This is a genomic window from Solibacillus sp. CAU 1738 (assembly GCF_039888725.1).
Lineage (GTDB): Bacteria > Bacillota > Bacilli > Bacillales_A > Planococcaceae > Metasolibacillus.
This window is the reverse complement of the sequence record NZ_JBDQQN010000002.1, coordinates 274,296-297,894: the sequence shown is the minus strand read 5'-3', so window position 1 is coordinate 297,894 and position 23,599 is coordinate 274,296. Positions and strand designations below refer to the sequence as shown.

Sequence of the window (23,599 nt, the reverse complement as noted above, 5' to 3'; positions counted from 1 at the left end):
ATGGTTTACATGAAAGCAGTCCGACAATATGCATTTGGAAGTAAAGAAGTTTTACAATACGAGGAAGTAGCAATGCCTACTATTAGTAACAATGAAGTATTGATAAGAGGCGTTTATACGAGTGTTAATTACGCTGATATTAAATCACGAATTGGGTCAAAAGCAAAAGGGGATTTTCCATTCACATTAGGCTTAGATATAGCGGGAATTGTTGAAGATGCAGGCAATACAAAATTCCAAAAAGGGGACCGTGTCATTGCTTTTCCAAAAGCAGGTTCTTATGCAGAATATGTCGTTGCCAGTGAACAGTTAGTTTTTAAGATTCCACAATCAGTCTCATTTGAACAAGCTGCTTCTATGCCAACTGTGTCCATTTTAGCGTATATACTATTACATGAGGTTGCACAAGTGAAACCAACTGATTCCATTTTGATACATAGCGCTTCAGGTGGGGTAGGGACCGTGCTTACTCAATTTGCGAAGTTAGCTGGTGTCGAGCAAATTTTTGCTACTGTTGGCAATAAGGGAAAAGCAGCATACGTAAAATCATTGGGAGCTGATTACGTTTATACATATGAGAATTTTGTTGAGGAAGTGTTAACACAAACGAATCAAAAAGGTGTTACTGTAGTTTTTGATTCGGTAGCAGGATCAATCACACAGCAGAGCTTATCTTGCTTAGCCAATTACGGTACACTCGTTCAATTTGGAAATAGCAGTGGGCAAGCAGGTACGATTTCTACATCCGATGTACATAGTAGCTGCCGGAATATAAAAGGCTTTAGTTTAGGGACAACTCGTAAGGAAGACCCAAAACGATTAGCACCAATTGTGGAAAAAGTGTTTCAGTATTTTGAAGATGGCTCTATTACGATCCCAATTGCTGAAATTGTCACATTAAAAGATGTGAAACGTGCACACGAATTAATGGAAAGTCGCCAGCATAAAGGGAAGATATTATTGCAGCTATCATAGAAGGATTTTATCGAAAGTAGCTTGAGGTTTGGTTGGATATCTATCTTATTTCAGGGGTTATTTATCTAATTCGTGGAGTTATTTATCTTATATGTAAAGCTATTTATCTATACCATAAAAATATTTATCTATCGGAATTATTGTATGAGAAGGTGTAGCTCTTATGATGGTGCAACAATCAATCGTTCTGTGTACCATATTTGTTTGATTAATTATGTGAAATTCATATTATTTGCTCCATCAAAAAAGATGTTAGTGGAAAATTACTAACATCTCCTACAATTATGAACTTAATTTTGCAATGGCTTTTTTCGTATTTCCATTTACTTCTGCGAGGGTTTCTTGAACTTTCTCGAAATCTGCATTTGTCTTGAGCATGACAATGGCTGGCTTTACTGCAAAATTCGTCTTGTTTAAAATTTGTTCTGCCTGTTCAAGTGGGCAATTAGTCGACATCATAACAATTCGTTTTGCACGCTCCACTAGTTTTTTATTGCTCGCTTGAACATCTACCATTAAATTTTCATATACTTTCCCTAATTTCACCATAGTAATTGTACTAATCATATTTAAAATCATTTTATGAGCAGTCGCTGCTTTTAAACGTGTTGAGCCCGTCAATATTTCCGGTCCGACTTCTACTTCTATCGCTTCATCCGTATATTTGCTAATTTCTGAGTTTCTATTGCTTGTTAGGCTTACAGTGAACGCCCCATTTATTTGCGCATACTTTACAGCACCAATCGTATATGGTGTTGTACCACTGGCCGTAATACCTATGACAGTGTCCCATTTTGTAATAGACTTTTCAGCTAATTCTCTTTTTCCTGCCTCGGCATCATCCTCTGCATTTTCAACGGCCTGAAAAAATGCTGAATTTCCACCTGCCATCATCGTTTGAACTAACAGGGGGTCCGTCATAAACGTTGGGGGACATTCGGCTGCATCCATCATTGCTAAGCGTCCACTTGTACCAGCACCTACGTAAAAAATTCGCCCACCATTTAATAAATTGTCGACAATTTTCGCAATGACCTTTTCTAAAGTAGGTAGCACTTGTGCGACAGCTTGAATGACATGCTCATCTTGGCGGTTCATAATGTTTAAAATTTCCCCAATCGATAATTCATCTAAATTCATCGTTTCAGCATTACGTTTTTCAGTCGTCAATTGCTGTTCGTTCATATCAACCCTCCTCGTACATTCGCCCATGAATTAATAATATTTTCCTTTATCACTTCATCGATAAAAATTTGATTAGCTTGCAACGCTAATATATAGGCACCTACTTCACCATCAACTTCTGGCTTCGTATATTTTAACGTCGGAAATTGTTGTTGTAATTGCTTACAAAACGCTTCATAAAAGGCTGAATTTGTGAATAATCCACCATGTAAAACAATGTGTTTCCCCGTATCCATTTGACTTTGTGCTAAGCGAATTAAACGAATTAATTCATCTTGAGTTAGTCGAACAATTTGGCTCGCTACTTCATCGCCTGTTTCATATGCTAGGAGCACTTCATGACAAATGGATGCAATGTGAGAAACGGGTGACTTATGACTATAAATTTTCGAAATGATGTCCGGTGGATGCTGTACATGAAAATGGGCCAATATATCTTGTTGGAATGGTCGCATTGAAAGCTTAGCATCATGGGATTCCAAAATAGAGCGTATAGCCAATTTTCCAAGATGAAAACCGCTTCCTTCATCCCCCAATAAATAGCCCCAGCCGCCAACTCGAAAATAATGCTCACCATTCCAGCCATAAACGATGGAACCTGTCCCTGCAATTAATATTGTCCCCGAATTTCCCCATACACCTGCTGCTAAAGCGGCATGCGCATCACTTTGAATAATTATTTTGTCAAACAAGTCACTATTAGTAAAGGATTGATGTATTTTTTCCTTTTCACTTACGCGATCTGCACCAGCTAAACAAATGGAAATTTGAAGAACATCGTGTAAAGGGATATTTGTCTGTGCTAAAGTTGTTTCAATCAAATTTTTCAACATGTCATGTAACTGTGTTAGTGGAATCGCATTAATATTGCCAGAAGTGCTTACTTTCTGGTCAATAATATTGCCTTTAATGTCTCCGATAACACAACGCGTTTTTGTTCCACCACCGTCTATACCGATCAAATACTGTTTTGCTATATTCATCCCCTTATTTCCTATTGTTTTCTAATGCAGTTAAGTTGTGAATAATCCGTCGAAACCTTTGAATATTACACTGTCGTCCAAAATGTACTCGATTTGTTAATAGTACAATGACGATTTCCTGCTCATCTGACACCCAAATGGAAGTCCCAGTAAATCCAGTATGACCAAAACCATCTTGTAAATATTGCCCTGAAAAAGTAGGATTACTATACAATTGCCATCCTAATCCGCGCTGTTCGTCATGAATGCTCGTATAAGATTGTTTACTAATTCGTTTCGTTTTCTCTGAAAGGATAGAAGATTGCCCCTCCATTAATGCTTGTGCATAACGTGCCAAATCTTTAGCCGTTGAAAAGAGTCCCGCATGACCGCTCACTCCACCAAAATAATTGGCATTTTCATCATGAACATCCCCCCATTGGAAATCTTGTAAACTATCGCGATATTCAGTTGCCGCTATTTGCGACTGTAAACTAGGGGGTGGGTTGAAAAGTGTTTGCTCCATTTGTAATGGAAGAAAAATATTTTTCTCTGCAAAGATATGAAGTGGATCACCACTAACTTTTTCTACTAGCTTACCAAGCAAAATATAATTCACATCACTGTAAATCACTTCTGAATCTATTGCTTTTCTATTTTGTATTTGAGCAATTACTTCTAACGGGCTTTTTTGTTTATGTGGCTCTAAATAAAACTTCACTTCTGGTTGAATGCCGCTCATATGTGTCAGTAAATGTTTAATCGTCACTTCTTCGTGATATCTTTTTAATTCCGAAAAATAGTAAGCGATTGAATCATCCAAATCGAGTAACCCTTGTTCTAGTAGTAATAAAATTGCAGGAGTTGTAGCGACCACTTTTGTTAATGAAGCAACGTCAAATAATGTATTTTCCTTCATTAAAATATCTTTTTTTACATGTGCCTTGCCAAAAGCTTTATTTAGTAAAATATCCTTTTTATTTGCAATACAAAGAACTGCGCCTGGCAATAAATTTTGTTCAATGGATTGTTCAATAAATCGTTGGACTGCTTGGAACTCCATATGATTCCTCCTATTTGATGGCACCTTCTGTCATGCCCTTAACAATGGAACGTTGGAAAATCGTGTAGAATATAATTACTGGAATAACCGCGATACATAAGCCTGCAAATAATACGCCCCACGCACTTTCATATTGGGCTTTTGTTTTTAATAAGTTCATCGCTACCCCTAGTGTATTTTTGCTTTCTGTTTGTAATATGATTAAAGCCATGAAAAACTCATTCCAATAAGAAATGGCATTTAAAATTGTAACGGTCATAATCCCTGATTTGATTAAAGGTGTGACGATTTTAAACAAAATGCCATATGGACTCATCCCATCTACTGTTGCCGCTTCTTCAAGCTCCTTTGGGATATTACCAATAAAACTCATTAATATAAAAATAGTAAATGGGACATGTGAAATTGCGTATACAAGGGATAATGCCCATAAATTATCAAGTAAATTGAGCTTCATTAATAAGAAGAAGAGGGGAATCCATCCTAAAACGGACGGAATCATCATCGAAGCTAAATAAACATTCAATAGCACATCGCCAATTTTTGAGCGGATTCGTTCTAATGCGTATGCCGTCGGGATCGAAAGTAATAATGTTAATACTGAACCTAAAACGGTAACGAAAAAACTATTTAAAAAGGCACGACCAATATTAAAGTCATTCCATGCACGTTCAAAGTTTGAAAAGTTAAAGGTTTTCGGGAGTGCCCATGGAGAAGAGAATATTTCAGCATTCGTTTTAAATGCTCCCATAAACATCCAAACTAGTGGGAGAATTACAATCATAGCCCATAGTAAAAGCGGAATTCGTACAAGTATTTGTGAAAAAGCTTTCATCATAATCCTCCTTTTAATATTCTACTTTTTCTTTTTTCAAAATAAATTGTGAAATTAATACGGTAGCGAGTGACACGACTAAAATTAATACGCCGATTGCCGCGCCATAGCCAAATTGGAAGTCCTCAAATGCGCGTTGGTATAAGTACGAGCCCATTACTTCTGACGCACTCCCTGGTCCACCGCCCGTCATTACCTGTACTAATACGAAAGAGCCGTTTAATGATGTAATAATTATATATAAAATCGAAGTTTTAATTTGAGGCCAAACTAAAGGTACGGTTATTTGCCAAAATTGTTGCCATTCTGAAGCACCATCTATTTCCGCTGCTTCATATAAGCTTTTAGGAACATTAGAAATGCCCCCCATAAGCAATAGCATGAATAGTCCAATTCCCGCCCAAATCGCAGGAATAGCAATACTCGGTAGAACCCAAGTCATATCTCCTAGCCAAGGACGAGCCCATTCGGTTAATCCAATTTTTGTTAAAAAGCTGTTTACAATTCCGATACTTGGATCATATATAAATTGCCATAAAATTCCGATAACTACAACAGACATAATGTTCGGAAAGAAAAATACGATACGATAAAACGGTGCTTCTTTAATACGTAGTTGTGTTAACGCTACAGCAAAAAATAAAGAGAGAGTCATAATCCCAAAAATTTTTACAAATACGAAGAAGAAGTCATTAAATATTGCCTTTTTTATAACTGAATCATTCCAAAGTTTCACGTAATTTTCTAGACCAATAAATGTTTTTACCGAGCTAGTGCCTGACCATTCAAAAAAGGAATAATATAAGCCACCGAGCATCGGGTACACGGTAAATACTAGAAATAAAAAAAATGTTGGAAGTAAACAAAAGGCTAAAAATAAGTAATGTTTTTTTGATGTAAGAGCCAATTTACTCCTTCCTCCTCTCATTTGAGTCTAAATAGAAGGAAAGGGTTGCTAGAAAGATATTTTTCCAGTCAACCCGATTCCCTTCATTATCAATTACACCTCAGCGTAATTCCATACAGATTTTTCCGGTTCGTTCGAAAAGTTCCTCTTGAACAAAGATAAATAATTTCATTACATATGCATTTCGTTATTTTCGTAATTCTTGTGCTTTTTTCGTCATTATATCTACAAATTGCTCGGCTGTTTTCTTCCCTAATAAAACTTCTACAAGTTGTAGTTTAATTTCATTAGTAATTTCTACAGCAATTTTTTGCTCGTCTGCGTTCGGTGTGTGACGTTGATAAATTTTTACAGCGCTTGGGTTATTGATCATGTCATTAATACCTGTTAAGAACTTCGGCACATTTGTATTCCCAGAAAGATCTACACTTTTCAAGTTCATAATCGCTCCTGTTGATGCTGCAAAATCTTGTGCGTACTGTTCTGTGAAAATAAACTCAAGGAATGCTTTTGCTGCTTCCGGATTTTTTGCTTTTTCAGCAACCGCAATTGTACGAATATCTGGTACTAATGCTAACGGCTCTCCCGGATCATTCATTGGTGTTGGCGTGAACCCAAATTGGAATTCACTTGGTGTGTCATTTTTCATTTCGTTCGGTAACCAGAAACCTACTGGAATATATGCGTTTTTATGAAGTAAGAAATTCATTTGTGATTGCGTATGGTTATATGCGGCAAATCCAGAATCTACTACTTTAGCATCTACCATTTTTTGAACCTTTTTCATAACTTTTAAAACTTCTGGCCTTTGCCATGCTTCTACTACACCATTTCTTAAATCATTTAAAAATTCTTCTCCACCTGCTGCTGCAAAGGCTGGATTTAATACACCACGTTCAAAGTATTGCGGATGTTGACCAGTCGTAATAAATGGTGAAATACCAGTATCTGCTTTAATTTGCTCCATTGAACTTAACCAAGTGTCAAAGTCTGTAGGAGATTGCCAATTATTATCTTCAAACCATTTTGAGTCATACCAAATTCCCCATGTATCAAATACAAGTGGTAAGGAATAAATTTTCCCCCCATCAATTTCTTCAGCTGGTACAATGAAACTTTCCAATAATGGAGTTCCATTTTCCATCTTTAAATCTTTTACAAAACTACTAATGTCCATTAATTGGCCTTCTGCAATCATTTGCGTTTCATTTGCACCGGCTCCATCAATATAAACAACGTCTGGTGGATTATTTGAAATCCAACGAGTATTCATTTCTGTATTAATATTCGGTCCAGCATGTTCAACTATTTCTAAATTCGGGTTCTCTTTTTTGAAATCGCCAATTACTTGTTTCCACCATTCGTCTCCGTAACCACCTACGAAATATTGAATTTCTAATTTACCTGATAATCCTTCTTCTTTTGCTGTTTCCGTTGTTGCACTAGTTGTTACGGTACTGTCACTTTCTTTTTCAGATGCTACGTCCTCTTTCTTTGTATCTTCTGAACAAGCTACTAACAACATCAACAATCCTACTAATGCAAACAATAACCAAAATTGCTTCAACCCTTTTTTGTGATTCATTAGTAAACACCCCTTATTGATATTTATGTAAACTACTAAAAAAATAGTTTCCACCGTTGATTATCGAGAATAAGTTGTTATTGTTTTTCGCGTACTGTCTAACACTTCAATTGATTTATCAAAATTTAAGGTTGCTACCCCAGTAAATAAAATATGGGAACCCCCACTGATTGAAGATTCACTTTATTTGTAATTGTAATTATGTTTTGTGGAAATTCAGAAAATAAGGAGTTTTATTACATATTAGTATGATTAACTCTTCATTATGTCCGTTTTTGGATATTTCGATAATGAGGAGGGGGCACTCTACTGATGTTTTATTTAATTTTGCTAATTTAGATTTTTTTATTGGTGGTGACGAATATACAGTACGCATTATAAGGAGACTTACATATGAGGTTGCGAAGAGGGCACGGAAAAACTTCCGATTTTTAAAGACTGAGTAGATTTTTAAATGAAAATAAGGCGCTTTCTGAACAGAATGCGCCTTATTTTCGCTTCAGAGAATGGGGGAAATTGCATTTCGAAATTATGAAATCCCTGAGCAAATACTTACTATATACCCTGACAATAGTAACGATTCGCCCGTGGAAGGTTAATTTTCGCCCATGGGAACATGCTTTTCGCTCATGGGAACCCACTTTTCGCCCGTGGCAACCAACTTTTCGCCCATGGGAACATCAATTCCACTGAGCGATCGCTTTTTTCACGAGGCGACTCGACTCCAGGCGTGGCCTGGGGAAGTATTGGAACGAATACTAAAAACGTCACATCATGTGCCAGCGTATTCGTGAATAATATCGTGTTGGCCACAGCCATAGCGGAAATCAACGTATTCGAATGTTTTCGTTTCCAATAAGAGGTAAATCAACATACTTGCTAAAATATTTATCTAATGACCTGAGAGATATAATGGCTTTTAAGAAAATTTCAACCTCTGCACAACTATTGCGTTATATTAGGCTACTTTTTAAAGCGTAACATATTCCAAAAGCCGATATCCTCAAAGCCTAAACGTTTATAAATCGCACCTGCTTTAGGGTTGTCGTAAAATAAGCAAAGCGATTTACCTTCATCTAATAGTTCGCCGCATAGCTTCTGCATACATTTCGTCGCATAGCCTTTTTGTTTGAAGCCTTCACGTGTAGCGACGGCAATAACCATTGCCGATACACTATTTTCTGCAGTAGTTGAAGCTGATGACGCCATGATATCACCTTCACGCATAAAGTATGTACGTCCTGTTTTATTTTCTTCTGCGCGGATTTTTCCAGCAGCTGATATATTGCTACCTTCAAATTCAGGAATCGTTAACATGAGCTCTACATTTTCATCAATAGTATCAAGTGTTAAACGTTCAACATTTTGTAATTCCGACCCGTCGTAAATAGGCTGCAACTTTGTACATTTTGCATAATAAAGCTCCTGTTTTTTGTTAAGAGGTTTCTGAATTAGCGGCTCTAGTAAATCTGTAAATTGCTTTAAGCCGGACATTTCAGTAGCGTATTCATCTGCATTAATAATATCAGCAAAGGCTTGTACGTCAAATGAACCTTGAGCGTATGGAATATAGTTTGCTTCATACTTTAGTAATACCGCGATAAGTTGCTCGTCTTCAAACTGTCCCCAAATTTTTTGGAACGGCTTGTCATAACCGAAAGCCTCAATATCCCCAATAATAAATAAGTTTTCAGCAGGTTGCTGTTGCACAAGTGCCATACATACTTCATGGTCATCTGCAGTTAGTAGTCGAATCATGTAAACCCTCCTTGAAAGTAAATTAGTAGAATGATATAGCTAATCCTCTGTATTGTCAATAGATGGTAAAATAAAAAAGCCCTTTTGACTTTTTCAAATCAAAAGGGCTCAAAATAAATTAAAAAATGCTAGCTAATCGTTTAATTCCTTCTTCAATCATTTCTGGTGTAGAGTTTGTGTAGTTTAAACGCATCGTACTTACACCTTTAGGATCTGTATAGAATGGATCACCCGGTACGAACGCGACATTTTTATCCATCGCTTTTTGGAATACATCAAGCGCAGATTGGCCGTTATTCAGTGTAGCCCAAATGAACATTCCACCTTGAGGTTTTGTGTATGATACATGGGCAGGGAAATACTTTTCCATTGCTTGTAACATTGCATCTGATTGTGTTTTATATAGGTCAATAATTTTTTCAACGTGTTTGTCAAAATCATTATTTGCTAAATAATCATAAATGACATACTGTGCAAAAATATTTGTGTGTAAATCTGTCGCTTGTTTCGCTGTTTCAATATGTGTAAGCAACTCTTTGTTTTTTGTAATAACGAAACCTAAACGCATACCTGGTGTTACTGTTTTAGAGAATGATCCTAGTAAAACACTATTCTCTAATTTTCCAGCGCCGATATATGGTAAGTCCTCACCTTCAAAACGCAACTCGCCGTATGGATCATCCTCGATTAATACAACATCATGGCGTGACACAAGCTCATAAACTTGCTTACGTTTTTCAAGGGAATACGTTAAACCAGTTGGATTTTGAAAGTTTGGCACTGTATAAATCATTTTAACATTTGGTTGTTGTAGTGCTTTTTCTAGTTCTTCCAGGTTAATGCCATCCTCTTCTAAAGTGACAGGGTAAAACGTTGGCTCCGATAAAGTAAACGCTTGGATAGCGCCTAAATAGCCTGGTTTTTCAATGATAATTCCATCGCCTTTATTTACTAAAACTTTTGCTAGTAATTCTAGCGCTTGCTGAGAGCCTGTTGTTAATAAAATATCATCGGGACTAATATCCAGACCGTGTTTGCGGTTATATTTATCCGCAATGTATTGACGTAAAGGTAAATAACCTTGTGTGGAAGAGTATTGAAATAATTTCGCTCCATGCTCTTTCATTGCGCGATCGATTGACGTTTGGATAGCATCTAGCGGGAATGAAATTGGATTTGGTAGTCCTCCAGCAAATGAAATAACATCCGAAGCATCCGTAACTTTTAATATATTACGAATGAATGAAGATGGTGTGTTTAAAATTCTGTCTGAATATTGCATAAAATTAATCGTCCCTTTTTCTGATTTTTTAAAAATTATAGCATTGTCATACAACACATACAATACAACACGTGTATGTCAGTCAAATATTGTACAGATGCAGTATTTTTAAAAGCAACCGAGCAAATATTTAGCACTTCTATTCTATAACAAATGCTGAAACTCTACTATAATAAATATGATAGGGAGTGATAAAGTGGGTAGTATTGTATGTATTGGTGAAATGTTAATTGATTTCTTTTGTAAAGATATCGATTCTACGTTGACAGATGGTGTCCAATTTGAAAAGCAGGCTGGAGGAGCACCAGCAAATGTATGTGCTACAATCGCAAAGCTAGGTGGGCAAGCTATATTTATTGGTAAAGTAGGCGCAGATCCTTTCGGCGATTTTTTACAGCAAACGTTAGAAAACGCTAATGTAAATACGTCGATGCTCGTACGCGACAGGAATACACCAACAACACTTGCCTTTGTATCTTTAAAAGCAGATGGAGCACGTGATTTTGTTTTTCACCGTGGGGCAGATGCAACATTAAGAACGGATGATATTGACTTAAAATTATTAAAGGACGCTACTATCGTACATTTTGGTTCTGCGACAGCTTTACTTGATGGCGCGTTTTATGATACATATATGACTTTCATGAAGAAAATGAAAGCTGAAGGGAAATTTATTTCATTTGACCCAAATTTCCGGGCAGATTTATGGCGTGGAAGTAAAGCAGTTTTTATTGAACGGGCAAAGCAATGTATTGCAATAGCTGATTTTGTTAAGGTGAGTGATGAGGAACTGTCCTTATTTGGTGACACATCAACTATTCATTCGCTCGGAGCACAAGTTGTAGCGGTGACATTAGGTAAAGAAGGAACACTACTCTCAACAAACAGTAGACAACAAACCGTATCTAGCATTTCAATACATGCAGTTGACTCGACGGGGGCAGGAGATGCATTCGTCGGTGCAATGCTATATCAGCTAGCTCAAAGTGAGGACCGCTCATGGCAGCGCTGGCTTGATATAACGACCTTTAGTAATGCAGTTGGTGCATTCGTTTGTCGGCAAATTGGAGCAATCTCTGCTTTACCAACATTACAGCAAGTAAATGAATTTTTGAAAGAAGGAAATTAACATGACAGTATCTATAATTTTAGGTGCAAGCTTAGCGATGTTAGCCGTTATACTTGGTGCATTTGGTGCACATGCTTTAAAGGATAAATTTGCAGAACCAAAATATGTGAAAAACTGGGAAACTGCTGTCCAATATCACATGTATCATGCACTTGGCTTACTAATCATCGGTATTCTATCAATGGAATCATTGCTAGGAGCAAGCTCACTTTTACAATGGGCCAGCTATTTAATGTTTGGTGGCATCGTATTTTTTTCAGGGAGCTTATATGTTCTGTCAGTAACAGGCATAAAAAAGCTCGGAGCAATTACACCAATTGGGGGATTATTATTTATTGTGGCATGGATGTGTGTTATTGTTGCGATCATTTAGAAGTCAATGTATATAGCGATATGTTTAAGCCAGTTAGGAAATGATGAACTATTTCCTAACTGGCTTTTTTGTTGTAAGTAACTATTAAAATGAACAAATCTAGCGTGCTTATTTATTGTTACTTTCAGCTTTAGATTGTATTGATTTCCGATAAGGCTGAAACCAACACAATGTTGCTCAACATTGCTTTGCGCTGACGCTTCACTTTCGCGCAGATAAATTGCTACATGATGGAATGCTTTTAGTAATCACTTGGAAAGTGTCTTTTATCAATTATTCTACTAGATAAATCGCGCTTACAACCTACGAATATTGGTATAATTAACATGTTGTGTATGTCGTGTTAGAGAAAGTGGATAATAATTCGTACTTATATACTGATTAATATACTAAGGGGGAAGAAATGGATAATGAAGAGAGTAGATGTTGTCTATGTGCTTTTATTTGATAGCGATGAAGAGAATATATTGATGGTAAAAAACAAAGGAAGTCACTCCTCTTATTATACACTTCCGGGTGGGGCGGTAGAAAATGGAGAAACTCTAGAAGAGGCAGCTATCCGTGAAGTTAATGAAGAAACAGGGTTAAACGTTGAATTAGAGGGAGTTTTTGCAGTAAGTGAGGCATTTTTTGAAGATCGAGGGCATCACGCAATATTTTTTACTTTTAAAGGCAGAATTGTTGATGGTGAAATAAAAATATCGTTTCCAGATGAAATTGAAGAGATTACGTGGATGGATGCTAAAATAGCAGAAAGGTATGCATATATACCAACTGAAGCAAAGGATTTAATAAACAGTAAATCCATTATTCCATACATTCTTCGTGGGAATGTAGTTCATAAACCTTGAATTTTATTAAACAGGGCACTTTAATGTTTTAAAAAAGTAATGAATGAGGGGGAGTAGGTTGAAAAAAATAATACTATTTTTTTCTCTATTAGCTGTTTTGATAGTTTCTTCGGGTTGTTTGAATGAGGTGGTTGGGCAAAAAATAACTGTGCAGAAACGAACTGGTGAAGAAAATTTTTTTGAAGACTTCAAAGAGGTGAATCAAAAAAAACAGGTGGAAAAAGCGATAGCTATAGTTAAAAATGCTAATTGGGAAAATGCAAAAGTAGAAATGGCACGCTATGCCGACTACCAATTTCAATTTCCATTTAAGAACAGTAGCGAGAACAAAATAGCCTCTTATTTACTTTGGATTAGCCCAAATGGTGAAAATTTAGAAATTGTTATGGATAGCTTTAAATATGCTAAATTAACAAAGCAAGATTCTGCAAATCTATATAAAATTTTAACAGGAGAAGAATTAATAAAATAGCTCCCTGTCTTGTACACTCTTCAACAGGTGCTTGAGTAGAAGATTAAGGCTGTCATTTTAGCAGGTTCTGTTTTGAGGTTTAAAAATGTAATTAATACCTTGAAATCACATATGTCAGCGCATTTGATACAGAAATTTATCGCACATTAACGGGCAGTAACCCTACTTCAAGAAGTTGAGTGAAACTAAAATTTCTAAGTGGGGGATCAACTGCCCGTAAAAGCTCTTCCTTTTCATACCACTTTTTTATTCCGAACGTAAACTTTATTCAAATTCACCACATACATCGTATCTTTTTCTAACTTTCGAAAGAATTTCTCCTGTAATTAAAGGTCATAATAAAAACAAAGCTAAAAAAATTATTATGGATGTGATTCTTTGTATATTAAATACTTGCCAAATATTTTATCCGCTTTCAATTTATCACTTGGCCTTTTCTCAATTTTATTAACATTCAATAAAGAATATGCTCTAGCTGCTATGATGATTTTAATTGCTGCAGTTATTGATAGGTACGATGGAAGAATTGCAAGGTTTTTTAATGTATCTAGTGAGTTAGGGAAGGAACTAGACTCTCTATCGGATTTAACCTCCTTTGGTATTGCTCCAGCCATTTTAATTTGTATAAAATTTGATTTTTTTAATAATGGTTCATTAGGTGAATTAGGAATTGTCATAGTATTTTTGTATGTAATTTCTGGTTCGTTTAGGCTTGCCAATTATAATATCAATGAATTTGAAGGTTATTTTACAGGTGTTCCGATAACTGTCGCCGGATCGATCCTCACATTTTTTACTATATTTAATTTTAATGCCCAGATATTAATAGCGATTATTTTATTAATGCTTTTTGCATATCTTATGGTGTCTAAAATCCAGTTAAAAAAGTTTTAAAATGGCAAACGATTTTCCAATAGTGAATTAACAAAAATAATTCCGTAAACAAAAAAGCTGTCCTGTAAGTGAATTACAGGCAGCTTTTAATAAATTTCTCCTTAATGTTCCTATGTTGTTCCTGCAAAATGCTACTGTTTTGAGAACTGGGGGTACATTGATTCTCAATTTACTTCGAACTTCGTGCATTACGCTCCCATATTAGAAGCGACGGGTATGGGTCAAATGCCCATTCATTGCGACCGTCATATTTATACATACCGTAGTGCAGATGTGGTGGGAATTTCCCTGATGTTCCTTCTTTACCGTAGCCTGAGCTTCCAACATACCCAAGTATGTCGCCAGGTTCTACGATATCCCCTATAGCAACGTCCTCATTATAAGATCCAAGATGGGCATAATAATGATATGTGTTTTGGATGTCACGAATGCCGATGCGCCAACCGCCAAATTCGTTCCAACCTTTTACTTCTACTACACCGTAGGAAGTGGAGTGAATCGGTGTACCGTAGCCCGCAAAAAGGTCTGTACCTTCATGACTCCTTCTGCCACCCCAACCTCGATTTGCACCCCAAGTACTTCTATAACTATAATTTGATCGAATTGGGACAGGGAATGCGCGTTTTTGGAGAGCAACTGTATTATATTTTTCATAAATCTTTGCAATGATCAATATTTGGCTAACTGTTTTTTCATCATAATAATATTGCCATAGTGCTAATTTAAACTCGTCATATGACGTACCAAATTTGCTCAAATAGCTTGCCATAGAAAATAAAATATCAGCATCATCTTGCGCATTTGCTATGCCGTCGTTATTTCCATCGAGACCGAAACCACCAAAATAACTAATCGTTGATGGTGTAGTGTCTTGCCCAATTGGATTAAATGGTCCCGACCAAAATTCATCTGAAAATTGAATCGCAACAACGCTATCTCGTTTCGGAATGTCTTTGCGAACAGCCTGTATATTACGCTCATACTGGTCGATTGCAGCAAGAAAATACCAAGGGACTATTACATTTTCAAATTGGTAATAATGCGTCATACGCTGCTCGTAAATCTCTTCCTGTGAAAGTGTTTCTTGCGCATAGCTTGGAGTAATGTAAAATAAACCCCAAAGTAAAACGCAATATAATGGGATCATAACGCGATTCAAAAATCAAACCTCCTTTCATCACTACATAGAATAACCCGAATTATTTATTCCATGAGTGAAAAAGGAGGGAAATAATGTTTCACTATTTGTCGTTTTTCGGTAATTTGAAATGGGGGAATAAACTGTATTGAACACGTTATTAGTGGGCAAAGCCGATTCCTGCACTATGTATGTTGAGCGACAAATGAATGATGAAAAATACAATTTGTTTATTAGGCTCTGTTTAACTTGATTGTTGATTATATTATAAAAGAAGCGTATTCGCTATTTTCAGTCGAATACGCTTCTACTACCTTACTAACATCTTTCACAAAATACACTGTTAGCAGTTCTTGCAATTGCATTATCAAATCTCGATACTAACATATCTTTTTCAGAAGGCATTGTTATATTTGCAATGAATCTTGTCTCATATGCGAGACAGCCACCTTTTCAAGTAGATTGGCTATTCAGCCAGCGTTAAAAGCGCTTTTAACTTTTCATTCAATACTTTCGCTTGCATCAGTGCTTGCACATCTTTCATAATTGTGCCTGGCTTGCGTGCTTCTCCGATAATATAGGAGTAAAATTCCATATCAAAAAAGTCGAACGTGTATTGGCATTGTTGGATAAGCGGTAGCCCTTTAACTCTTGGATGATCACCTCCAACTGCGATAACAATGCCTTTCATCGATTTCATATGTTCCATAACATGCGGATAGCGTTCATCACGAATAGCATGACTAAAACGGTCAATCGTATTTTTCATAGTACCTGACATACTGTACCAATAAATAGGTGTAGCAAGTACGAGCACATCACTTTCTAAAATAGCCTCAAGCACTTGGGTATAATCGTCATCAACTGGATGGAAACCTTCTGGTGTATGGCGTAAATCTTCAATAGGGCAAATGTCTAAATCTTTTAAATAAATTGTTTCGTACTCTAATCCTTCTAAAGCGAGGTGAGCCAACTTTTCACTGTTGCCCTCATTTCTAGTGCTACCTACTAACATCAAAATTTTCATTAGCATTGCTCCTCTCTTACACATAGTATATGAAATCAAGTCTAATCGGAAAAGCTGAATATTTCGATAATAACGATCGAATAAATGAATTAAGGAGAGCGATTATGGAAATTAAACAGTTAAAAACATTTTTAATAGCGGCAGAGACGTTGAATTTCACGCAAACAGCAAAAATGTTAGATTATGCTCAGTCTAGTATTACGGCACAAATTAAAGCGCTCGAAGAAGAATTAGGCACACCGTTGTTCGAGCGGCTAGGTAAGCGTATCGTATTAACGGAAACAGGCAAGCACTTAGTAGAATATGCTCGAAAAATGTTAGCTATTGAAGATGAGTTGAAACAGAAACTAGTCGAACCGCAGCGTGTCCTGCGTATTGGTGCTCAGGAAAGCCAATGTACGTATCGTTTTCCGCCCATTTTAAAGCGTTTTAAAGAACAATATCCAGCGGTAGAATTAATTTTCAAACCGGTTCATACAAAAGAAGTGGCGAGGGAAATGCTTCACTCTGGTGAACTTGATGTTGCGTTTGTAACGGATATTGATGATTTAATTCCAATGATGAATAAAGAAGAATTAGTACAAGAAGAGCTTGTGCTAGTCGCAGTACCGTCCCACCCTTTAATGCAAGCACCTACAACGGGTTTAGAGCAATTAATTAATGAACCGTTATTATTAACGGAGCAGGGTTGTTCTTATCGCACACAATTTGAACAGCAACTACAAATACTAAGTATAAAACCGAAGCAAGTTATCGAATTTTCAAGTATTGAAGCGATTAAGCAATGTGCTATCGCTGGTTTAGGAATATCATTATTACCAAAAATGGTTGTTGCAAACGAATTACATAATGGGCAACTAATGCAGCTTAATGTATCATTAAACATGTCTCCGATTTTCACATCGATTACATGGCATAAAAATAAATCTTTACCCAATTATTTAATAGATTTTATCTCCATTGCGAATGAAGAATATGGAAAAATAGATTGAATGAATATTTGTTTGAATGTATTATTATTCCTAAATTGATAAAAGGAATGAGATTATGGAAATTATACATTCAAATGATGCACTAGCGATTCGTCATGTAATGTTACAGGCATTTAGTGAATATGCAGATGATCCACAACCGTCTAGTGCATTGTATGAAACTGAACAAACAATTACATTAGATTTACAAAGAGGTGCGCGTGCATTTTTAGGGAAGATTGATGGTCAACCTGTCGCAATGGTTCGATTTACAGTAAACGAATCTTATTTATATTTTTACCGATTATCCGTTGTACCAAACCATCAAGGGAAAGGACTAGCAAAAAAATTGCTTGCTACCTTAGAGGACTATGCACAACGGAATAATCTTTCAGAAATTCAATGTAAAGTTCGAGCGAGCGTACCGAAAAATATTGATTTATATGAATCAGTAGGATATGAAATAATTGCGAATGAGCAATCAACAAATCCACTTGGTATGACTATGAATGTTGTAACAATGAAGAAAACAATAAATTAAAAGGTTTACATATATGACAAAGCTACTTCAATATTTTCATCCACTAGTTTGGATTATTTTATGTGGAACGATTTTCACTAGAATTGCTAGTTTTATGACAATGCCATTTTTAGCGATTTATTTGCAAAAAGAACTTGGTGCATCCCCGCTTTTAATTGGATTAACGCTTGGGGTTGCGCCACTATGTGCAACATTTGGAGGCTTTATCGGCGGGTATTTAACAGATAAGTTTGGGCGAAAAAGCGTCATTATTACAACTGTTTTTGTGTGGAGCGCGGTATTTATTGGCTTTGCTGTCGCCACGATCGCGCCATTATTCGTACTATTAAATGCACTGAACGGATTATGTCGTTCTTTTTTTGAACCCGGTACACAGGCATTAATGATCGATTTTACGGAAGGTAATAAAAGACGCCGACTGTTTTCAGTTCGTTATACAGCGATCAATATTGCTGCAGTAATTGGCCCGCTAGTTGGTGTTATGATTTCGACATTATCCAGTGCAGTTGTACCCTTTATTATTACTGCTACAATGTATGCTTTATACGGCTTATTTTTAATCTTTTTGTTAAATAAATATGAAATGCGTCAAAAAATGCTAGCAGCAGGGCAAAGTATACAGCATATTTTCCGAGTTGTACTAGCTGATCGCAAATTGCTCCTGTTTTTAGCAGGGGGAATATTAATTAATGTTGGCTATTCGCAATTTGATTCTACTTTACCGCAGTATATACAACTGAATATTGCGGATGGAGTAAAGCTATTCTCGTTATTAATAGCCTTAAACGCAACAGTCGTATTGCTATTGCAATTGCCTATTAGCATGTTGACAGAAAAAATATCCATTATGAAATCTTTGACAATTGGTATTCTATTTTTCGCAGGAGGATTAATGTTATTTGGCTTGGCAGATTCCTATTGGTTGTTTATTGTCGCGATGATTATTTTTTCGACTGGTGAAATTTTTGCATTTCCAATGATGAATGCCATTATTGAAGAAATTGCACCGGAAACACAAAAAGCTACGTATTTAGGTGCTTCGCAATTTAAAAATATTGGTGGTTTTATTGGTCCAATGTTTGGGGGATGGCTACTTATTCATTTTGAGGCGCAGCTGTTTTTCGTAATTGGGTTTGCTGTACTGATGAGTGTGCCGTTTTATTATCGCGCTTTTAAATCATGAGAACGGGATGTCAATGCTACTGTAGCAGGGCACTGAAAAATTCGCTGTCTAACTAAACAGTAATAAAAATTATTGATTTATTTGTCAAAGCAATCGCGCTAGCGTACGAGACGCACAAGCCAGTAATACTGTCTTATACGACTCGTTTTTGCGCTTCATGCAAGGCGCGACTGCGAAAGTACTTTTCTTCTGAACCTATTGTTATAGAGTCTCTATTAAAGTAGGAATCGTATTTTCCATAGTTTGAAGGAAGTTTATTTATATTTGGCGGGTTTTACGTGCGGTATGTTCGCGCGGAATGAGACTACGAGCATTTTGTAGGCTCATACAGCACGTACCGCCACCCGCCGAATGATAATCATCTAAGAAAAGCAGTCCAAATGTTCATAAGGACTGCTTTTTTTCGTCTAAATATTTTCGAACTAAATAGCAAAACCAGCTGCAAACTGGGTCAGCTTGTAAGTTTGCAAGCATCCCCGCAACTATCGTTTTATGGGGATTGGTTTGCTCTAATTGCTCAAGTGTAATGGAGATCGAATCTAATATTAATTCATCATTTATATAGGAACGTAAAGTATCAGCCTCTTTTAAAATATCATTTTTCGTAATGGCAATCCTTTTGTCTTGTTGCAATGCATACATCTCTTTTGTGAAATATGGCTTCTTCATATGCTCAGCGAGAATATTTGTTTTTTCGACAAGACTAGTTGCTAATAAGTGTAAATCAAATTGATCACCCAATGATTTTTTGAAAAAATGTTGAACATATCCAGCAATTAATCCATTAACGACAATAATTAAATCATATATATGTTGTTCTGACTTTGGATATAATTGTAATAACATTGAATGTAATAATTGATTCATCATCATTTCATAATGGTTGATGATTTCTAAAATCGTTTCATTAACTGTTTGTGACTGTTCTTTCATAAAAACTATAGCTAAATCAAAATGTTGTTCCATTAAAAAAAATGATTGATAGTAGTAATGGTATAGTTTGTCCTCCGGGTCACTATTGTTATTGACTGTATGGTCAATTTGAGACGTTATTTTTTTCATGAAGTAATCTATTATAGAAACTATTAGTTCGTCTTTCGATTTAAACGATAAGTAAAAGGCTCCTTTTGAAATACCGCATGTATCTGTGATTTGCTGTACAGAAGTTGCATCTATGCCTTTTTCGGCAAAAAGTTGAATTGCTGTTTCCATAATAAGTTGCTTTTTCGACATAATTAAAAGCCGCCTTTCTGTTTGACAATTGACCGATTAGTCATTAGTATAAAATTTGTAAATTGATGTGTCAAGAAAGGTTAGGTGTGAGTGTGAAATCGTTAGTTAATTTCGTGTTGAAAAATAAGCTGGCCGTGTGGTTATTAACTATTATTGTTACTGTGTCAGGTATTTATTCAGGTACACGTATGAAAATGGAGTCTATCCCTGATATTTCGATACCTTATTTAATCGTAATGGGCGTTTATCCTGGGGCAACTCCTGAACAAGTAATGGATGATTTATCGATACCATATGAAAAAGCAATTGAAAGTTTAGAAGATGTAAAAGCAGTTTATTCGACTTCTTCGTCCAATATTTCGCAAGTACAAGTGGAATATGATTACGGCGTAGATATGGATGAGAAAAAACGTCAACTAGAATCAGCATTAGATAATATTAAACTACCTGATGGTGCTGGGGAACCTACGATTATGGCAATTAGCATGAATATGATGCCAGTAATCGCATTATCAGTAAGTAGTTCAACTGAAGATATTGTAGACCTAACATCTACAGTAGAAGATGTATTACTACCTAAAATTGAAAAAATTGAAGGGGTTGCTTCTGCGACAATAACAGGCCAGCATATTGAACAAGTATCGTTCAAGTATGATGAAGAAAAAATGGCTGCACTTGGCTTAACAGAGGAATCTGTTAAACAAATGATTCAAGCGAGTGATATGTCTTTATCCCTAGGATTATATGATTTTACTGTTGGTAAGCAAGCAGTATCTGTAGATGGTAAAGTCAAGTCTGTCGATGAATTAAAAGAATTATTAATTCCAGTCACACCTTCTGAAACACAGCCTTCACCATTCGTTCGTTTAGGCGATATCGCAACGATTGAAGTTGAAGGGAAAGTACAATCTGTTTCTCGTACTAACGGTGAAGATGCAATCGCAATTCAAATCGTCAAAGGTCAAGATGCCAATACTGTAACTGTTGTTGATGCAGTAAAAGATTTAATTGAAGAGCAAGAAAAAGCAATTGACGGTTTAATCGTAGATATATCGCTTGACCAAGGAAAACCAATTAAAGATTCGGTATTCACAATGATCGAAAAAGCGGTATTCGGTGGTGGGATTGCTGTATTAATTATTTTACTATTCTTACGTGATTTCAAATCGACAATTATTTCGATTATTTCTATTCCAGTTTCTATTTTTATGTCGTTACTTCTACTAAATTGGATGGATATTACGTTAAATATTATGACGCTCGGTGCGATTACCGTTGCGATAGGTCGGGTTATCGATGACTCCATTGTAGTGGTCGAAAATATATATCGACGTATTCATTTAAAAGAAGAAAAATTAACAGGTCGCGCACTTATTCGTGAAGCGACAATTGAAATGTTCAAACCAATCTTTTCTTCTACATTAGTAACGGTAGCAGTTTTCGCACCATTAATTTTTGTAGGTGGAATGGTTGGAGAGTTATTTATGCCATTCGCATTAACGATGACATTTGCTTTAGGAGCATCGTTAGCAGTAGCTATAACAATCGTTCCTGCACTTTCGCATTTCTTATTCCGTAAAAAACTATACGGTGAAAAGAAAGAAAGTCAGCATAAAGAAGTTGGCAACTTAGCAAGCTGGTATAAAGGTATATTAGAAAAAGCGTTAAATCATAAAATCATAACATCCGTTATTGCGATTGTAATGCTTGTCGGTTCTCTTGCCTTAACGCCACTTATTGGCTTTAGTTTCTTAGGCTCACAAGAAGAAAAGATGATGTATTTAACATATACACCAGCGACAGGTGAGTTAAAGGATGAAACAGCAGCAAATATCGAAGCTGTAGAAAAAGAATTATTAAAACGTGATGATATTGATATAGTTCAATTATCGATAAATGATCCAGACAATGTAGACCCTGCTGCAATGATGATGGGGGGCGCTGGGGGCGGTGCATTAATGTACCTTATCTTTGACCCAGACATGAAAGATTTCCCTGCGGCACGTGAAGAAGTAGAGCAATATGTAACTAACTTAGGTCAATCTGGAACTTGGAAATCACAAAATTTCGGGATGTCTATGTCATCTAATGAAGTAAGCTATACATTGTATAGTGAAGATTTAGATAAATTAGCAGATGCAGTTAAACAAGTAGAAGGTGCTTTGAAAGATATTGAAGGTTTAGAAGATGTAACTTCTGACTTTGAAGATGCGTATGTTGAACATGTACTGAAAGTCGATCAACAAAATGTGTTGCAATATGGCTTAACTACAGCTCAAATTGCCATGGCGCTTTCTGAATCGGCTGCAAAAGAAGTATTAACGACTGTCAAACATGATGGTAATGACATCGAGGTTGTTGTTAAACGTGACGCTAAAGCTGCCGCATTATCACTGGATGATGTGTTAGCGACAGAAATAAAAACAGCACTAGGTACAACAATGAAAATTGGTGACTTAGTAGAAGTTGAGGAAGGTACTACACTGAACTCATTATCGAGATCAAAAGGTGAGTACTTCACAACAGTGAAAGGTACAATTATAGACGATGATATTTCAAAAGCAACAACTGCAGCACAGAAAAAAATCGATGAATTAGATTTACCTAAAGGAGTAACAACAGGAGTAGCGGGTGTAGCTGCTGATATGGCAGAAACATTTACACAACTTGGTGTAGCAATGCTTGCGGCAATTGCGATCGTCTACTTCATCCTTGTTGTAACATTTGGTGAAGGTCTTGCACCATTTGCGATTCTATTCTCATTACCATTCACAGTTATTGGTTCATGGGTTGGACTATGGGCAACAGGTCAAACGATTTCGGTATCAGTTATGATGGGCCTACTCATGTTAATTGGTATCGTTGTAACGAATGCCATCGTTCTTGTAGACCGTATTATCCGTATGGAACGCAATGGTTTAGAAATGCGCGCTGCTATTTTAGAAGCAGGTGCAACTCGTTTACGTCCAATTTTAATGACAGCCATCGCTACAATTGGGGCTATGATTCCAATGGCTTTAGGTGGAGCAGGCGGAGGTTTAGTATCAAAAGACCTTGCAATTACAGTAATCGGCGGTTTAATGTCTTCAACATTATTAACATTAGTAGTAGTTCCAATCGTTTACGAAGTACTGTCTAAAATGTTTAAGAAAAACCGTAAAGATATGGAAGAAAACTAAAAAAACGTGCCTATCATTTCGGTAGGGTTCTAAAAAAGTCCATATAGTTTCATGTT

General features: G+C 36.3%; 21 protein-coding genes. 10 read left to right on the top strand and 11 right to left on the bottom strand.

The window, feature by feature from the left end; all coding sequences use genetic code 11:
• Positions 1-9 precede the first annotated feature (9 nt).
• Entirely contained in the window at positions 10-975 is a 966-nt protein-coding gene (locus tag AAFN87_RS06520) for a quinone oxidoreductase family protein (RefSeq protein WP_347790237.1), read from the top strand.
• Positions 976-1,257: 282 nt separating this feature from the next.
• Here AAFN87_RS06520 and murQ read toward each other — a convergent pair whose 3' ends face one another.
• From murQ to AAFN87_RS06480, 8 genes are all read right to left on the bottom strand, one after another.
• The gene (murQ, locus tag AAFN87_RS06515) at positions 1,258-2,160 is read right to left on the bottom strand and encodes an N-acetylmuramic acid 6-phosphate etherase (RefSeq protein ID WP_347790236.1); all 903 of its coding nucleotides are present in this window, start codon (positions 2,158-2,160) and stop codon (positions 1,258-1,260) included.
• Positions 2,157-3,143 carry an N-acetylglucosamine kinase gene (locus tag AAFN87_RS06510; protein WP_347790235.1) on the bottom strand — a complete coding sequence of 329 codons (987 nt, stop codon included), beginning with the start codon at positions 3,141-3,143 and terminating at the stop codon, positions 2,157-2,159. The genes murQ and AAFN87_RS06510 overlap by 4 nt, the downstream gene beginning before the upstream one ends.
• A gap of 4 nt (positions 3,144-3,147) precedes the next feature.
• Positions 3,148-4,185 carry a serine hydrolase domain-containing protein gene (locus AAFN87_RS06505; protein ID WP_347790234.1) on the bottom strand — a complete coding sequence of 346 codons (1,038 nt, stop codon included), beginning with the start codon at positions 4,183-4,185 and terminating at the stop codon, positions 3,148-3,150.
• 10 nt (positions 4,186-4,195) lie between these two features.
• Positions 4,196-5,020, bottom strand: coding sequence for a carbohydrate ABC transporter permease (locus AAFN87_RS06500; RefSeq protein ID WP_347790233.1), 825 nt, complete (start codon positions 5,018-5,020; stop codon positions 4,196-4,198).
• A gap of 13 nt (positions 5,021-5,033) precedes the next feature.
• Positions 5,034-5,927, bottom strand: a complete 894-nt coding sequence (locus AAFN87_RS06495) for a carbohydrate ABC transporter permease (RefSeq protein WP_347790232.1) — start codon at positions 5,925-5,927, stop codon at positions 5,034-5,036.
• 187 nt (positions 5,928-6,114) lie between these two features.
• Entirely contained in the window at positions 6,115-7,512 is a 1,398-nt protein-coding gene (locus AAFN87_RS06490) for an ABC transporter substrate-binding protein (RefSeq protein WP_347790231.1), read from the bottom strand.
• Positions 7,513-8,475: 963 nt separating this feature from the next.
• Positions 8,476-9,270: a GNAT family N-acetyltransferase gene (locus AAFN87_RS06485; RefSeq protein ID WP_347790230.1), complete on the bottom strand. Its 795-nt coding sequence runs from the start codon at positions 9,268-9,270 to the stop codon at positions 8,476-8,478.
• A 118-nt stretch (positions 9,271-9,388) separates the two neighbouring features.
• Positions 9,389-10,552, bottom strand: coding sequence for an aminotransferase-like domain-containing protein (locus tag AAFN87_RS06480; protein ID WP_347790229.1), 1,164 nt, complete (start codon positions 10,550-10,552; stop codon positions 9,389-9,391).
• 178 nt (positions 10,553-10,730) lie between these two features.
• Here AAFN87_RS06480 and AAFN87_RS06475 point away from each other — a divergent pair, with 178 nt between their 5' ends.
• From AAFN87_RS06475 to AAFN87_RS06455, 5 genes are all read left to right on the top strand, one after another.
• Complete coding sequence (locus AAFN87_RS06475; RefSeq protein ID WP_481886452.1) at positions 10,731-11,681, top strand: carbohydrate kinase family protein; 951 nt, start codon at positions 10,731-10,733, stop codon at positions 11,679-11,681.
• Position 11,682: 1 nt separating this feature from the next.
• On the top strand, positions 11,683-12,054 hold the full coding sequence (locus AAFN87_RS06470; protein ID WP_347790227.1) for a DUF423 domain-containing protein: 372 nt from the start codon (positions 11,683-11,685) through the stop codon (positions 12,052-12,054).
• Between the two features lie 410 nt (positions 12,055-12,464).
• Positions 12,465-12,905 (top strand): NUDIX hydrolase, encoded by a 441-nt coding sequence (locus AAFN87_RS06465; protein ID WP_347790226.1) that lies wholly within the window; start codon positions 12,465-12,467, stop codon positions 12,903-12,905.
• A 58-nt stretch (positions 12,906-12,963) separates the two neighbouring features.
• The gene (locus AAFN87_RS06460; RefSeq protein ID WP_347790225.1) at positions 12,964-13,377 is read left to right on the top strand and encodes a YhfM domain-containing protein; all 414 of its coding nucleotides are present in this window, start codon (positions 12,964-12,966) and stop codon (positions 13,375-13,377) included.
• Positions 13,378-13,755: 378 nt separating this feature from the next.
• On the top strand, positions 13,756-14,271 hold the full coding sequence (locus tag AAFN87_RS06455) for a CDP-alcohol phosphatidyltransferase family protein (protein WP_347790224.1): 516 nt from the start codon (positions 13,756-13,758) through the stop codon (positions 14,269-14,271).
• 169 nt (positions 14,272-14,440) lie between these two features.
• Here AAFN87_RS06455 and AAFN87_RS06450 read toward each other — a convergent pair whose 3' ends face one another.
• Together AAFN87_RS06450 and AAFN87_RS06445 are read right to left on the bottom strand one after the other, a co-directional pair.
• Positions 14,441-15,430, bottom strand: a complete 990-nt coding sequence (locus AAFN87_RS06450; RefSeq protein ID WP_481886451.1) for a M23 family metallopeptidase — start codon at positions 15,428-15,430, stop codon at positions 14,441-14,443.
• Between the two features lie 445 nt (positions 15,431-15,875).
• A complete protein-coding gene (locus tag AAFN87_RS06445) occupies positions 15,876-16,436 on the bottom strand; it encodes a flavodoxin family protein (protein ID WP_347790223.1) in 561 nt (186 codons plus the stop codon).
• Between the two features lie 104 nt (positions 16,437-16,540).
• Between AAFN87_RS06445 and AAFN87_RS06440 the strand changes: the two genes are divergently transcribed.
• The 3 genes from AAFN87_RS06440 to AAFN87_RS06430 are packed head-to-tail and all read left to right on the top strand — an operon-like array spanning position 16,541 to position 19,131.
• Positions 16,541-17,428, top strand: a complete 888-nt coding sequence (locus AAFN87_RS06440) for a LysR family transcriptional regulator (RefSeq protein WP_347790222.1) — start codon at positions 16,541-16,543, stop codon at positions 17,426-17,428.
• A 55-nt stretch (positions 17,429-17,483) separates the two neighbouring features.
• Positions 17,484-17,948, top strand: a complete 465-nt coding sequence (locus AAFN87_RS06435) for a GNAT family N-acetyltransferase (protein ID WP_347790221.1) — start codon at positions 17,484-17,486, stop codon at positions 17,946-17,948.
• A gap of 13 nt (positions 17,949-17,961) precedes the next feature.
• Positions 17,962-19,131 (top strand): MDR family MFS transporter, encoded by a 1,170-nt coding sequence (locus tag AAFN87_RS06430; RefSeq protein WP_347790220.1) that lies wholly within the window; start codon positions 17,962-17,964, stop codon positions 19,129-19,131.
• A 384-nt stretch (positions 19,132-19,515) separates the two neighbouring features.
• On the opposite strand, the gene AAFN87_RS06425 is transcribed toward AAFN87_RS06430, so the two are convergent.
• A complete protein-coding gene (locus tag AAFN87_RS06425; RefSeq protein WP_347790219.1) occupies positions 19,516-20,364 on the bottom strand; it encodes a TetR/AcrR family transcriptional regulator in 849 nt (282 codons plus the stop codon).
• Between the two features lie 92 nt (positions 20,365-20,456).
• On the opposite strand from AAFN87_RS06425, the gene AAFN87_RS06420 reads away from it, so the two are divergent.
• Positions 20,457-23,543 carry an efflux RND transporter permease subunit gene (locus tag AAFN87_RS06420; protein WP_347790218.1) on the top strand — a complete coding sequence of 1,029 codons (3,087 nt, stop codon included), beginning with the start codon at positions 20,457-20,459 and terminating at the stop codon, positions 23,541-23,543.
• Positions 23,544-23,599 lie beyond the last annotated feature (56 nt).